The organism is Spirosoma migulaei (assembly GCF_054776855.1).
The window spans coordinates 225303-238999 of record NZ_BAAHBG010000038.1 but is presented as its reverse complement, the minus strand read 5'-3'; the positions used below and the strand labels follow the sequence as shown (position 1 = coordinate 238999).

At 48.4% G+C, this 13697-nt stretch carries 13 protein-coding genes and 2 pseudogenes; 4 read left to right on the top strand and 11 right to left on the bottom strand.

Annotated elements, in window-relative coordinates:
* Window positions 1-127 precede the first annotated feature (127 nt).
* The 3 genes from porU2 to ACYVGO_RS34630 are packed head-to-tail and all read left to right on the top strand — an operon-like array spanning window position 128 to window position 6014.
* A complete protein-coding gene (porU2, locus tag ACYVGO_RS34640) occupies window positions 128-3583 on the top strand; it encodes a putative type IX secretion system sortase PorU2 (RefSeq protein ID WP_460973297.1) in 3456 nt (1151 codons plus the stop codon).
* A complete protein-coding gene (locus ACYVGO_RS34635; RefSeq protein WP_460973296.1) occupies window positions 3580-4815 on the top strand; it encodes a hypothetical protein in 1236 nt (411 codons plus the stop codon). Before porU2 ends, ACYVGO_RS34635 begins: the two co-directional genes overlap by 4 nt.
* A 35-nt stretch (window positions 4816-4850) precedes the next feature.
* A complete protein-coding gene (locus ACYVGO_RS34630) occupies window positions 4851-6014 on the top strand; it encodes a DmpA family aminopeptidase (protein WP_460973295.1) in 1164 nt (387 codons plus the stop codon).
* A 22-nt stretch (window positions 6015-6036) separates the two neighbouring features.
* On the opposite strand, the gene ACYVGO_RS34625 is transcribed toward ACYVGO_RS34630, so the two are convergent.
* Window positions 6037-6714 (bottom strand): thiamine diphosphokinase, encoded by a 678-nt coding sequence (locus ACYVGO_RS34625; protein WP_460973294.1) that lies wholly within the window; start codon window positions 6712-6714, stop codon window positions 6037-6039.
* 73 nt (window positions 6715-6787) lie between these two features.
* Here ACYVGO_RS34625 and ACYVGO_RS34620 point away from each other — a divergent pair, with 73 nt between their 5' ends.
* On the top strand, window positions 6788-7957 hold the full coding sequence (locus tag ACYVGO_RS34620; protein ID WP_460973293.1) for a glycosyltransferase family 87 protein: 1170 nt from the start codon (window positions 6788-6790) through the stop codon (window positions 7955-7957).
* On the opposite strand, the gene kdsB is transcribed toward ACYVGO_RS34620, so the two are convergent.
* The 10 genes and pseudogenes from kdsB to ACYVGO_RS34570 all read right to left on the bottom strand — a co-directional run.
* Window positions 7940-8695: a 3-deoxy-manno-octulosonate cytidylyltransferase gene (kdsB, locus tag ACYVGO_RS34615; protein ID WP_142773563.1), complete on the bottom strand. Its 756-nt coding sequence runs from the start codon at window positions 8693-8695 to the stop codon at window positions 7940-7942. The two genes, ACYVGO_RS34620 and kdsB, sit on opposite strands and share 18 nt — an antisense overlap.
* Window positions 8696-8709: 14 nt before the next feature.
* On the bottom strand, window positions 8710-9405 hold the full coding sequence (locus ACYVGO_RS34610; RefSeq protein WP_460973292.1) for a phosphatase: 696 nt from the start codon (window positions 9403-9405) through the stop codon (window positions 8710-8712).
* A 106-nt stretch (window positions 9406-9511) separates the two neighbouring features.
* The gene (gene kdsA / locus ACYVGO_RS34605; RefSeq protein ID WP_460973291.1) at window positions 9512-10363 is read right to left on the bottom strand and encodes a 3-deoxy-8-phosphooctulonate synthase; all 852 of its coding nucleotides are present in this window, start codon (window positions 10361-10363) and stop codon (window positions 9512-9514) included.
* Between the two features lie 12 nt (window positions 10364-10375).
* Window positions 10376-10879, bottom strand: coding sequence for a signal peptidase II (gene lspA / locus ACYVGO_RS34600; protein WP_460973290.1), 504 nt, complete (start codon window positions 10877-10879; stop codon window positions 10376-10378).
* Window positions 10880-10980: 101 nt separating this feature from the next.
* Window positions 10981-11196, bottom strand: a pseudogene (locus tag ACYVGO_RS34595) (DUF5615 family PIN-like protein); the annotation flags it as partial.
* A 59-nt stretch (window positions 11197-11255) separates the two neighbouring features.
* Window positions 11256-11486: a DUF433 domain-containing protein gene (locus tag ACYVGO_RS34590; protein WP_460973289.1), complete on the bottom strand. Its 231-nt coding sequence runs from the start codon at window positions 11484-11486 to the stop codon at window positions 11256-11258.
* Between the two features lie 13 nt (window positions 11487-11499).
* Entirely contained in the window at window positions 11500-12603 is a 1104-nt protein-coding gene (locus ACYVGO_RS34585; protein WP_142773568.1) for an iron-containing alcohol dehydrogenase family protein, read from the bottom strand.
* The gene (locus ACYVGO_RS34580) at window positions 12597-12980 is read right to left on the bottom strand and encodes a type II toxin-antitoxin system VapC family toxin (RefSeq protein WP_460973288.1); all 384 of its coding nucleotides are present in this window, start codon (window positions 12978-12980) and stop codon (window positions 12597-12599) included. The genes ACYVGO_RS34585 and ACYVGO_RS34580 overlap by 7 nt, the downstream gene beginning before the upstream one ends.
* Window positions 12980-13183 carry a type II toxin-antitoxin system VapB family antitoxin gene (gene vapB / locus ACYVGO_RS34575; protein WP_460973287.1) on the bottom strand — a complete coding sequence of 68 codons (204 nt, stop codon included), beginning with the start codon at window positions 13181-13183 and terminating at the stop codon, window positions 12980-12982. The genes ACYVGO_RS34580 and vapB overlap by 1 nt, the downstream gene beginning before the upstream one ends.
* A gap of 18 nt (window positions 13184-13201) precedes the next feature.
* Window positions 13202-13697: pseudogene (locus ACYVGO_RS34570) on the bottom strand (hypothetical protein); the annotation flags it as partial.

Sequence of the window (13697 nt, the reverse complement as noted above, 5' to 3'; positions counted from 1 at the left end):
TCACATCCACTCAGTTTTGATTGTAGCCGAGTGGCATAGTCTCTAGTTCAGTTTAGAGTGACATTACTTATTGGATGGGTTACACGTCTAAGGTATACGTGTACTAAAGTCCTGGTCCTTGTCGCTCATGAAAACGCCAATCCACTTCCCGAAACAGCGCTGGCCGATAGTCCAAAACGTTCGGGAAGTTTTACCGTTCATACTTAGCCTGCTGATTTACAACCCCTCATTCGCACAAACATCATCAACTGATCCTGATCCTACGTATTGGATTAATTACGCACAGGCCTACTACAAAATTCCGATTGCGGAAAACGGCCTGTACCGGATTACAACGACGGAGTTAAAAAAGGCAGGCTTACCCGTCAACCAGATTGACCCGACAACAATACAGGTAGTTCACCGGGGTGTTGAGCAGGCTATTTATGTTGAAGGTGAGGCCGATAAACAGTTCGACCCCAGCGATTTTCTGGAATTTTATGGGCGTGGCAATGATGGCACCCAGGATTCTCTCCTGTATCGTGGCGACGAACCGCGTCCGCATCAGGCCCAGCCTCATACCTACTACAGTCTCTTTAGCGATACCACTGCTTACTTTCTAACCTGGCGACTCGATGGTAAACCGGGTAAACGAATGGTGGCCTACACAGATACGGTTTATGCCGGGATGAAAGCAGAACCTTATCATTGGGGAGAAGTACGCCAACTGTTGACAGATACCTACCCGCCGGGTACGATTTATCCGTTGGGGGCAGGTTTTGACAACGGGGCCATTCTGACTAATTACGATCATGGCGAAGGCTGGACAGGGCCGGTCGTTAAAGCAACCGATCAGTTTAGCCAGACAAGTACACTCACAAATTATAGATCGATTACAAGCCTAACCGGCGAAACGGTCAATCCCAAAGTCAGTTTTTTACTGGTAGGCCGGAACGCAGGCAAGCATCAGGTGCGCTGTATGGCAGGAGCCTCTGCCGCAACGTTACAGGAAATTCGCACGGTTGATTTTACCAACTATGAAAGCATACAAGTCGATGCAGACCTAAAATCTGCCGATATTGATCCGTCAGGTACGGTTACGCTCAGTATCCAACCTCAGGAAGACGGCGAGGAAGTTTCACTCTCCTACCTAAAAATACAATACCCCCAACCTACCGATCTTGCTGGAGCTACTCAACAGGTTTTTCGACTGCGGGCAACTAACGAAGGTCGCTCCTTTCTTGACGCAAGCAATGCCTCCGCTAACACGCATTTAGTTGACATTAGTGATCCAAACAACGTAGAACGAGTCAATGGAAATTTGATCGGTGGGCACTGGAGAGGAGTTGTCCACAAGACACAAACAAGCCGAATTCTGCTGGCCACCACTCAACCGCGAATGGTTCCTTCGATTGTACCTGTTTCGTTTCATCGGATTGACCCAAAGCAACCTGATTTTATCATCATCACCCATCCCCTGCTTCGGCAACCTGTTGGTGGCTATGCTGACCCGGTTCAGGCATATGCAGCCTATCGGGCCTCGGAAACGGGGGGCGATTTTGATACACTGACCGTGAACATCGACCAGTTGTTCAATCAGTTTAGCTACGGCGAACGCCATCCACTAGCTATCCGGCGGTTTGCCCAATACATGCTGCAAGGCGGAGGGGCTAATCCTAAATTTCTGTTTCTGATTGGTCAATCCCGCGATCCACAGCGGGTTCGTAAAGTACCCAACGCAGCCTGGCTGGACCTCATCCCTAATGCGGGCTGGCCTGGTTCCGACATTGGGCTGGTTGAAGGCCTGAACGGCGAATCATCCAACGTACCAGCCCTGCCCATTGGCCGACTGAATGCCAGCAACTCACAAAACGTATTGGACTATCTGAACAAAGTAAAAGAGCACGAAAACACAGGCGAACCCGCACTCTGGCGCAAGAACGTTTTGCACCTGAGCGGAGGACGAAGTCGCTATGAATTGTTGGCCTTTCGGAGTTATGTAGATGACTTCAAGTCGGTTATTGAAGCTCCCTACGCAGGTGGCCGAGTGGCAACACTATCTAAAAAAACCGATAATCTGGTTGAATCATTGCCGGTATCAAACCTTATCAATCAGGGAGTTGGACTAATTACACTAGTTGGGCATTCGAGTTTAGATGTGGCTGATATCGATATTGGCTTCGTGAGTAACGACATACTGGGGTATCGGAATAAAGGCCGTTACCCTTTTTTACTGGTCAATGGGTGTGCAGCGGGCAATACATTTTTCGGCAGACCTACTTTTGGTTCCGATTGGGTACTGGCACCCAACAGAGGAGCAGTTCTCTTCTTGGCACATACTTACAACGGATTTGCCGGGCCGTTAAAAAATTACTCCGATCAAGTATATGCGCTGTTTGCGGATAGCCAATACGTTGCGCAACCCATTGGGCTGATTCAGCAGGAAGCCATCCGACGCTATCTAAGAACAAACACGTCTATTTTCGATCTGACGACGGCCCAGCAAATGACCTTACAGGGCGATCCGGCCGTACGGGTGTTTCCCTTCCCTACGCCCGATTTCGCCTTTGCCCCTGGTAGCCTACAGCTGCGGAACAGTCAGGGCGATTCACTAACAGCCCAGTCCGATTCTGCCCGTATATCTGGCGTAGTCGTTAATTATGGCCGGGTTACAAACAGCCCGCTAAGCCTACGCATCCGACAGTACGAAGTCAATGGCAAGCTGCTTGGTGACTATCAGGTTACGCAGCGTTCCCCGGTGTATGCCGATACGCTGAGTTGGCTGATACCCGTTGTCAAATCAGCCGCAACATCCACTTACGTTGAGTTAGTTCTTGATCCCGATGACCAATTGAAGGAAGGAAACGAGCAGAATAACACAGAAGAAATTAGTATAACTGGCTCGACCCATAGTATCCCGTTTACTACTGATCGAACGCCCCCGTTGCTCGAAGTTGCCTTCGATGGTCGACGCATCGCCGATGGCGATTTTGTATCGGCCCGACCTGTTATCGATGTACTGGTGCAGGATGAGAATCGGCGCTTGTTACGCTCCGATACAACGGGCCTGGAACTCTATCTACAGCGCCCCTGCCTGGCTGGCGGTTGCCCCTACGAACGACTACACTTTCAAGGTACAGACATCCACTGGTCGCCTGCCGATAGTACAAATGCCTTTCGGCTCCGGTATCAACCAGGTCAGCCTTTAGCCGATGGACGTTATGCATTTGTTGCCGTTGGCAGCGATCTGAGTGGCAATCAGGCAGCTCCTTATCAGATTCATTTTTCGGTCAAAAGCCAGCCGGAGCTGATTGCCGCGGGTGTTTACCCCAATCCATTTATGCATCAAACCCGCTTCTTTGTTTCCCTAACCGGGCTTACACCACCGGGTAACTTAACCATCCACATCACTGATCTGACAGGTCGTTCTGTTAAAATCCTTCGAAGTCCCTCCCGTGTGGGATTGACTGAGTGGTTTTGGGATGGTACTTCCGACACAGGCTATCTCCTTCCCAATGGCGAGTACCTCTATCGCATTGAAAGAGCAGACTTACCGCTCGCACCGATGGTTCGTCTGACCGGAAAAATTATTCTGAACCGATGAGTCAGGCACGCGTACTTTGGACTGGCTATTGTATTCTGGGCATCGCCATGGCCATCCTCGTAGGGCTAAACCCGAATCACTTTACCAGTGTCGATTCGGGCTACTATCTGCAATCGGCAACCAATTTACTGGCGGGGCACGGCTATGTGGTTCAGGAAAATGGGCAACTAATCTGGAACAGCACCTTCCCCATTGGCTATTCGGTATTGATTGCAAGCGTGTCGGGTTTGGCCGGACTACCTGTGTTGATAGCCTCCAAACTGGTCAACTATATAGCAATTGGTTTATCCAGTTACGGTTGGGTACGTCGACTGGGCGTGTCTCGGGCTAGCTGGCTTTTGGCGATTTGGGGAATTGGTAGTTTCCTAAAAATCGCCGTTTACAGTTGGAGCGAAACCGTATTTTTGGTTTTACTGGCTGAGTGGATCTGGTGTCTGCATCAATTTCTATTGAAACCTGTAACTAGTCGATCCTTCTCCCTGTTTCTGATCGGATTGAGCTTGTTTCTAACTCGCTACGCAGGTGGTTATGTAGTTGGACTAACCAGTAGTTTAGCGCTTATCGTCTGGCTATTTCCTGACGTTGTTCAAATTCACCTAGATGTTATCCAGCCGCGTTCAGTAGCCTTAACGTTGATGGCTATTTCAACGGCAGGAGTCGTTAGTATGGTTGTCTATTTCGGAATCAATCAGCACCTATCAGGCTCTTTCTTCGGGGGAGATCGTTTTTTACCTACTGAGTCTACCAGCGAACTTTTGAAAATTTTCGGATGGGCAGTCTTAAATGAGTGTCTGTTCATCCGGGACTTTTCACAAGTGGGACCTAATCAACTTGCCTGGATTGGACTGGGGGTGCAATTGGTCTTATTGGGCGCTATGCATCGGCAACTTCGTCGGAATAAGTTATCCGGCACAAAACCGCTGGTCGTCACCTCCTTGATTCGACTCATCCTATTCACCGCTAGTAGCTACCTATTGGTGCTATTTATGCTAAGAACCCTTAGCCCATTCAGCGATCCGAATTTTCGGCTGATGGCCCCGTTCACGTTTTGCCTACTCTTCGCAATAAGCATTGGGATTGGTGAATTGCCACAAAAGCAACAGCGAATGCTGAGGGTTTGGGGACTTCTTCTCTTGCCGTGTTCCTGGCTACAACTCCTGCCAGAGGCTAATCTACTACTTAAACTTAGCCAAATCTGGTCGTCACTAGCAATTCGTTTAGCTCTGTTTTAAGGTTATCTTGCATACGGTTTTACCTCCTCTGAATCATGAAAATCCTCCACTTATTCTGTTTGCTTCTATGTATTCAACTTTCCAGTCAGGCCCAAAAGCCCAGAGCGCGCGACATTGGTATTCCCTTTGACGGTACTCCCGGAACATTCAACGCCATAACCGACGTAAAGGGCGTTGAAGTTGGCTACAGCACCATCATTTCCGGCGAAGGCAAAAACGTACTCGGCAAAGGCCCTGTTCGAACGGGCGTTACGGCCATTCTACCAAGAGGTAGAACCAACAACCCGGTGTTCGCCAACTGGTATTCGTTGAATGGCAATGGCGAAATGACCGGCACAACCTGGATAACGGAGTCCGGTTTTCTGGAAACACCTATCATGATAACCAATACTAATAGTGTGGGCGTGGTTCGGGATGCTGTATTGAAATGGTTTGTGGAAAAACATTGGTACAAGGAAAATTTCTGGTACACCTATCCGGTTGTCGCCGAAACCTACGATGGTTTTTTGAATGACATTTATGGCTTTCACGTGAAAGAAAGCAATGCGTATGAAGCCCTGAACACAGCCGCAACGGGCAAGCTGAAAGAGGGCAATGTGGGGGGTGGCACCGGCATGATGTGTCTGGGCTTCAAAGGCGGTACCGGCACCTCGTCCCGGATAGTTAAAGTCAGGGATTCGATCTATACGGTTGGCGTACTGGTACAATCGAATTTTGGAGCGAAACGGAATCTGACTATTGCCGGCGTACCCGTTGGGGTTGAGTTAAAAGACACACTGAATTCAGTACTAAAAGCGCCACCCATCCATTACCGGCAAGAAGGCGATGGGTCCATTATCGTTGTCGTGGCTACCGATGCGCCCTTACTCCCCCATCAATTAAAACGAATAGCGGCACGGGTGCCTATTGGTGTTGGTAAAGTGGGGGGACGCGGAGAAAATGGGTCCGGGGATATATTCATTGCCTTTTCTACCGCTAACCCGAACGCGTTTCAGCGAACCTCATTTACAAAGGTTACTGAGTTGCCCAACGATTTAATAAATCCCTTATTCGAAGCCACGGTGCAGGCCGTTGAAGAAGCCATTATCAATGCCATGGTAGCCGCCGAAACGACGGAGGGAATAAACGGCAACAAATCCTACGCGCTGCCCCATAAGCTGGTTATGGATGTGTTGAAGAAGTATAATCGGGTGAAGTGATTCTGTCTGGGCCAAGCCAGACTTAATCCCAGCATTCCATAATCAACAAATCCCCTGTCTGAGCACTAACACGCACAAAACCGTCCTGAGCGGCCTCATTGCTACTGCTGGTACGATAACCAAGCGTTAGGGTAGCATCCTGAAGGTCATATTTCAATCCCTCCGATGTATAGCCCGTCACCGTTCCAACGGGAATCAACGAGATAGGCGTTCCCGCTTCATACCACTTCTCAAAGCGCCCAACGAGGGGAAAGATTTTAGAGTGATCGTCGATCATCACAATCCGAATCTGGTCTTTGTAACGAACAATACTGGTCATGTTAACAAGACTATGATCGGCCCGGCGGCCCGTGGCCCAAACGATGTTGACCGCCGGGTAGCCTCGTTCAATCAGGTATTCAATCCCTTTGTCGAGATCGGTTTTATCCTGATCGGGTGTGTGTACAACCTCCAGCGGATACTGTTGCGCCCGGATCTGGTCGATGTCTACTGCCGACCCGTCGGACCGGTCATCAAAGTCGCCGAGCAGTACATCGACTTTGATACCCAGTTCGAGTACGCGCCAGATGGCACTATCGAGGACAACCACGGTTGGACTCCATTCCAGCAGTTGGCCCAGTAATTCTTCTGAACAGGCTTCGCCGTTGGCAATGAGTAGAGCGGGTTCCTGTTTTTCCCGGACAATATGATGAGATGACATAGTAGTCCAAAGATAAATGCCCAAGTCGTATCATTCCTTATTAATTTTGTCGGAATAACGACTCGTCAACATAGTGCAACGCGTTCTCCGTTTTCTGACTTTACCCCGTTTATTGGGTTTATTTGTGTTTCTTTTCTGCCTGGTGGCCGTTCAGAACTATCTACTTGGGTTTGGCAACTACAACAACTACCTGATGTTTGCCAAGCCGTTTCATAACCTGCTTATCAATAAGAGCATCTACGGACTTCACCCGAATCTGTACGACGACAACTACAAATACAGCCCAACATTTGCCTGGCTGATGGGGCCGTTCTACTACCTGCCTACCCTGCTGGGCATGATTCTCTGGAATTTACTCAATACATTGGTGCTGCTGGCAGGTGTCTGGTTTTATTTATCCGACGAAAAAGACCCTGCGAAACAGCGACGCGCAGCGCTGCTCATTATTATACTGGAGGCCCTTATCACCGCCCAGAACCTGCAAAGCAACAACCTGATTGTAGGGGCTATGCTACTGGGCCTGTATCACTTGCGTAACGAACGAGTCTGGCAGGCAGCGTTTTTCTTTGTGCTCTGCTTATTTATTAAATTCTATGGCGTAGCAGCAGCAGGTTTCTTTTTGTTCTACCCAAAGAAGCCTCAGTTCATTCTGGCGATGGCCGTCTGGACGATCCTGTTTGCCATGGCACCACTTACCCTAATTCCTGTTGACAACCTGCTGGCGGAATACCGCGAGTGGTTCGATGTGATCGTGGAGAGCAAATTGGGCTTACAGGTATCGGTAATGGGCATTGCCCAAGCCTTTTTTGGAATGGCCAAAACGGACGAGAACTACCGCATTATCGAAGCCATTGGGGCCACGCTCTTCCTGCTTCCCTTCCTTCGGTTTGGGCTTTGGAAAGACCGGCTGTTTCAACGGCGAATGGTTGCCTACTTCCTCCTGTTTATGATTGTCTTCAACAAGATGGCCGAATCACCTACCTATGTGATGGCCGTTACGGGAGTAGCATTTTGGTGGGTAACGCTGGATGAACCAACACAACTGGATAAGATTCTATTGGCGTTGGTGATCATATTCACGTCACTCTCACCCACCGACATTTTCCCTCAGGTGGTGCAGAAACAGGTTTTTCAGCCTTATAACATCAAAGCGTTGCCGTGTTTGCTGGTGTGGGCACGGGTGCAGTATCAAATCTGGACGCAACCTAATACCGCTACCCCTCCTTTACAATTCGCTTCGTAGGATTTTCTCAATATCAGCGGGGCTATCAACACTAGGGGTTTGGAAGTTTGTGGATACCAGTTTTATACGGTAGCCTGCTTCCAGCCAGCGTAATTGTTCCAGTGACTCAGCTTTCTCTAGCAGAGACGGAGGCAATTGGGTGATTTTCTCAAGAACATCGGCACGGTATGCATACAGCCCAACATGCCGATGATAGGCATGATGCACATGCCACTGATCCGGCTCAATACCCCACAAATACGGAACGGCTGAACGGCTGAAGTATAAAGCCTCATTTTGGGTATTAACAACAATCTTGGCTTCTTTCGGATCGTGCAACATAGCCGCGGAATCGACCGATGCCATCTGCGTTGCCAGTTCTACGGTTCCATCCAGAATAGCCGCTAATTCGTCAATCTGCGCCGGATCGATAAACGGTTCATCACCCTGAATATTCAGAACGTAATCCGATGAATCGCCAGGAATAAGGCCGTCGGCAATAAGCCGGTCGTAGGCTTCCCAGCAGCGGTCGGTGCCACTTGGATGATCGGTACGGGTCATTACAACTTCTTCGCCCAAGCGCCGAACGGCTTCTGCAATGCGTTCGTCGTCGGTTGCCACGACTACTTTATGTAAAGACGAGGCCTGTTGGCACTGTTCCAGCACGCGCTGAATCATAGATTTACCGCCAATATCTGCCAGAGGTTTCCCCGGAAAACGAGTCGATCCGTACCGGGCGGGAATAATACCGATTATCATGTTTGTACCTTATGTTATTTCGGCTCGGGTCCGTTTGAGCCAACCACCCAATACGTGGATTCAACCGCCTGCCGTTGCTGGTAATAATTATCATAAGCAGGAAAATAGCGAAGCCGCTCATCCATGACGGCATCGAACTGCCCCAGTAAACCCAGCAAGAGTTCGCAGCCTTCACGCACGGCAAACTGGCCGCTTTGACTACCCGTTACATAATCGACCAGTCCGTTTTTGATCACGTATTGCATAAACAGCGGGTTTGCATTCCGGCGAATCATGATGCGAACACCCGCCACTTCTGACACAGATAAATCCAGCGCATCGTCGAAGAAAAACGCGACTTCGTGCGGTTGTAAGTTATGCTGATCCAGCAAATGGTGGAGGACATCAATCTTATGCTTCGCCTGCGAATAACTGGCGTGGAAATGCTCCCGACGCACGAGTGTTTCAGACTGTGTATTCGTGACACCCGTTATAATTGCCGCCACGGGCAACTTCCCACCATGATGCAGCCAAAGCCCAAACCGAAGGAGATTTGTGCCCATGGAATCTACTTCACTAAACGAACTGCTGCCCGCTTCGGTCTTGATCCCGTCGTTGAAGACGCCATCCCAGTCAAACACAATGGCCCGTACAGCCTTCAGTTTCTCGGTTAAGGTATCAACAGGCGTAATAAATTGCCCGCCCAGGGCGGAGAAGGTTTTTTCGATCATTTTAATGGATAATGTGCAATGAATAATGGATAATGAACAATGAGTACTAGAGGTTGAATCTCCCCATCTCACATTGTTTATTATCCATTACACATTATTCATTCCTTTAAGCCAGTTCCGGCAACGTGTTCCTGTATTTTACTTCCACTGCGTGTAGTTCAAGCAGGGGTTTCAGGAATTCTTCCAGGTAGCGAATATCCAGTTGACTGGCGGCATCGCAGAGGGCTTCGGAGGGGCAGGTATGGGTTTCCACAAACAGACCATCGACGCCCGCAGCCACACCTGCACGAGCCAGCACAGGCAGATATTCACGGGCACCACCTTTCACATCCGCAGACGGAATACCGTACTTACGAATGGCGTGCGTCACGTCAAATACAACCGGGTAGTTGGTGCGTGCCATGTGATAGAACGCGCGTGGATCAACGACTAAGTCGTTATAGCCGAAGGTGAAACCGCGCTCGGTCAGGATAATCTGGTCGTTGCCCGAGTCTTCAATTTTTTTGACCGGGTGCTTCATGTTTTCAGGAGCCAGAAACTGCCCGTGCTTCACGTTCACAACCTTACCCGTTTTGGCAGCCGCCACAACCAGCATGGTTTGCATACATAGATAAGCCGGAATTTGGAGCACATCCACAACCTCAGCAGCGGGAGCGCACTGGTCTGGATAATGAACATCCGTCAGCAGTGGGAAGCCAAATTGCTCCTTCACTTTGGCCAGGATCTTCATGCCTTTATCAAGGCCAGGGCCATTGTAATAATTCAGGCTAGACCGGTTGTCTTTTTGAAAGGATGACTTATAGATGATCTTGATGCCAACACGCTCCTGGATTTCCCGGAGTTGCTCGGCAACCGTCATCATAATTTTTTCATCTTCAATAACACAGGGACCGCTAATGAGAAACAACTCATCCGACCCGCATTCGATGTCGCCAACGCGAACGATTTTCTGAGACATTACTTTGTCGTTTTAAACTAACTGGCTATCATCCTTCTGCGGTTTCAGAAAGGAATTAAGCAAAATAAATCCGGCACCCACCATGACCGACACGTCAGCCATATTGAAGATACCCGTTTGAACGATGCCGAAACTGATGTGTAAAAAATCCGTCACGGAACCGTAAGCCATACGATCTATGAGATTCCCGATGCCGCCACCAATGATAAAACAAGCACCGATAACAAATAGTCGGGGTGTATTGAATCGAATCAGCAGATACCAGAACCCAACAATCAGCGCCAATACAGGCATGATCAGCAATAATAGATTCTTTAACAGTGGGGGCAGTGATTCACCCAGGCTTAGAAAAGCACCTGTATTTTCGACCTTTGTAACTGTCAGGTGACTATCTAAAAGCCGGATACGTTCACCGTAAGCAATCTTGTCCCGCACAATGTTTTTCGATACCTGATCGCACCCAATATTCACCGATACAGTGAGTATAATGAGGAGGATTCTAATTATGTTTCGCATTACCTACCCAATGAAATTACTCATTTGACTTAACTAGTGTAATTCGCATTGCCTTTTCCGTAAGAACAATAAAGTGCAAAGGGGTGATTGGCTCTAAAAAATTAGCAAGAAAACGATTCAGTACAGTTATTTTCTATACGTTCATCTTCGAGCCGCATTAAAACGATACCACAGTGCGATAAATGATTCTTAAAAACTAATTCACCAAAATCTTTATCATTAGAAACAACTACTCTATTTTCGCTCATAGCATGAGCTAATACCTGCCAGTCAGACCACCCTGGCGATTGTTCTCCCACAGAATAAACATCATAGCCTTGTTCACGTAATCATCTGCCTACAGACGGACCAGTACATTCATCTACCAACCACTTCATCAAGCAGCCAGTGGAATCAATGTACTGCTCTCAAGTAGTTGACTTGCATAAGCCAAACAAGCCCGAATGTCTTCCTCTGTGATATAAGGATACTCCATCAATAGTTCTTGATGCGTAACACCTTTAGCCAGTAAGCCCACAATAAACTGTACTGACAATCGAGTTCCAACAATAACAGGCTTACCTGTTAATACATCAGGATTCGATATGATTCGTTGTCTGATATCCATATATTTCTTTTACTTACAATCGTCGGAACAGATCTTTCAGCACGTCAATCGTGATAACTTCCTGCCAGTTATCGCCGATGGCGTGTAGCCACATGTGCGGCAGATTGTACGACACGTGTGCCATTTGCGTAAGAGTATCGTCACTCCATTCTTTTGACAGGCCCTGTGGCAAGTCAATCTGGTGATACGCGACCATCTCCTTGAACTCGGCTACCCCCTGCGGATAGTAGTCTTCGAGGTGATTCATGATCAGGCAATTGGCATAACAATGGCGGGTTCCCAGGATTTTCGACAGACCGTAGCTGAGTGCATGACAAACGCCTACTTCAGAATAGGTCAGGCTCAGGCCACCCATCATCGACGCTACCATTAGCTTATCATCATTCTCAGGGGTTTGTCCAGAATTTTCACCCAGATAGACCTCCCGGCAAAGTTTCATGGACTGCTCGGCAAAGGCGTGCGAATAGGCATTGTTCAACCGGCCATTCTCCGATTCGATGCAGTGAATGTATGTATCCATGCCCGTGTAAAACCACCAGTTACGGGGTACACTGGCAATCAATTCGGGATCGAGTACAATCTGGTTAAATACCGTCCATTCGCATTTGAGGCCCAGTTTTTTCACGGGGCCTGTCAAAACGGCGGTCATGGAAACTTCGGCCCCAGTTCCGGAAATGGTGGGTACACCAACGTGATAAACGCCCGGCTTTTTGATCAGATTCAGTCCCTGATAAAGCGTCGATGATCCTTCGTTGGTCAGCATCAGTGACAAGGCTTTGGCGATATCCATGATACTGCCCCCGCCAATGCCTACAACACCCGATGGAAGACCTTTTTTTGCCAGAATCTCATCCCGAAGCTGGTCGATCTGTTCGGTTGTGGGTTCGTGTTCCTCTACGCTGATATAATACGTCAGGTCTTCAGGGTGAGCCGGAACCTGGCCTTCCAGGGGTTTGCCTTTGAAATAGTTATCGACCAGAAAGACAAAATAGCCTTCGTTCTCGACTCGTTTCGGAGCCAGAATCTCATCGAGTTGCGAAAAGCTCCCCCGACCAAAAACGGTCTTCTCGACGCCTTTAAAATTTTTATGCGTAGTTTGTGTTGGTGTTGCTACCATTGTGTTGTTAAGCCATATTGGCTGAAAAATTGGTCTTTTGTGGCAATGGTTAAATTTTCGGATAAAGCCTGCGCAATAATTAATCGATCGAACGGATCTTTATGATAATGTGGCAATTTCTGCAAGTGCAGTAAATGTGTCAACTCAATCGGTATCACCCAAAATTGATTCCGTTCCAAAAAATCGAATAATTCTGTTATTGGTGTCCCAATCTCCAGTTTACCTAAACCAACCTTAATTGCTATTTCCCACAAACTTGCTATACTGACGTAACAATTATTTGCCGGGTTACGAATGAATTCTTTTAGACTGAGAGGTAAGGCTTCATCTCCTCCATAGAACCATAGTAGTGCGTGTGTATCAAGTAAGAGCCGCATTACATATACTCAGTAAAGTCTTCTAATGGAGCATCGAAATCTTCAGACAGCCGTACTTTTCCTTTTGCATAGCCAAACTCACGTTCCGTAAGCTTTGTCTCTCGTTGCGTTTTCGTTCGTAAAAACGCCACAAAATCTTCAACCTCCTGACGTAGTTCGGGAGGTAAAGCTGTTATCTCGGTAAGTAAGGCCGTCGTTGACATACGTTTGTCGTAAGAAAATTACGCTTCTACCAGGGTTGCTTTCCGCACAGCGGCTTCGATGTTGGCGGCTAATGCGGCCACTTCTTCTGAAGTCCAGCTTGCCCGGATTCCGAAGGAGATCAACCGACCAATCGTCGCTTGTGCGTTCGGGATATCGAGGTTTTTATAGTCTTGTGGCGCACCAAATTTTTCGATGGCTAATGGGGCAGCCGTCTTCATTTCCTTGATGTGATTCCACTGGTTAATGAAGTGGTACATGTTCGTGAACCAGTAGTTGAACCCACCCACGCCAGCAGCATTCAGCTCGGCAACCGTCCGCTGTGCCGAATCCGTATCAGCCAGCAGCAAATTCAGGAACGTAGCCGAGTCCCCGTTGGTATCTGGAATCGTCGCGAACGATAAGCCCGGTACATCCGCCAATGCCGACATAAGCTGACTTTTGTGGGCGTTATTGGAAACATCCAGCCCAGTGCCAAGGTAGGCCATATTCCCGATCGTAAAGGAAACGGCTGCA